Raw genomic sequence first — 417 nt, forward strand, 5'->3', positions numbered from 1 at the left:
TTTAGCAACGTCATCTTCACACTTCACCGGCAACAAATAGTTTCTACGGTCATATTCAATGGCAACGTAGGAATCATCCTCACAACCATTACTGAGAATCCTTATCAACTGAGGAATCTCTCGGCCCGGGTGGTACTGATCTTTTTTTTGTATATGAAGGACAAACGCCCGACCACACCAGCTAGCCTCAAAAATAGGGTGAGCCAGGTTGAGAAAATAGATGCTCGGGCACTTGCCGATTCCTATATCACTCACAATCCCAGCAACCACATCTCGCATGTACCCTAAGCGCCAAAGCTTCCTCAAATGCCGGCGTACTCTTTGAACTGACATCCCCACCTGCTTGGCCAAGCCAAAAGTCGAACAATTTCTGACTACACCGCAGGAATCCGCCTCAGTCAGCAACACTATAAGAAC

Annotated in this window: 1 protein-coding gene and 1 pseudogene; both read right to left on the minus strand. The window is 47.2% G+C overall.

Annotation, left to right across the window (positions count from 1 at the left end):
- Positions 1 to 279 (minus strand): hypothetical protein (locus tag A3754_RS26545; RefSeq protein ID WP_231880528.1); only part of this gene is annotated, 279 nt, incomplete at its 3' end.
- A gap of 9 nt (positions 280 to 288) precedes the next feature.
- A pseudogene (locus A3754_RS28820) lies at positions 289 to 408 on the minus strand (winged helix-turn-helix domain-containing protein); the annotation flags it as partial.
- Positions 409 to 417 lie beyond the last annotated feature (9 nt).

The organism is Alcanivorax sp. HI0083 (assembly GCF_001635175.1).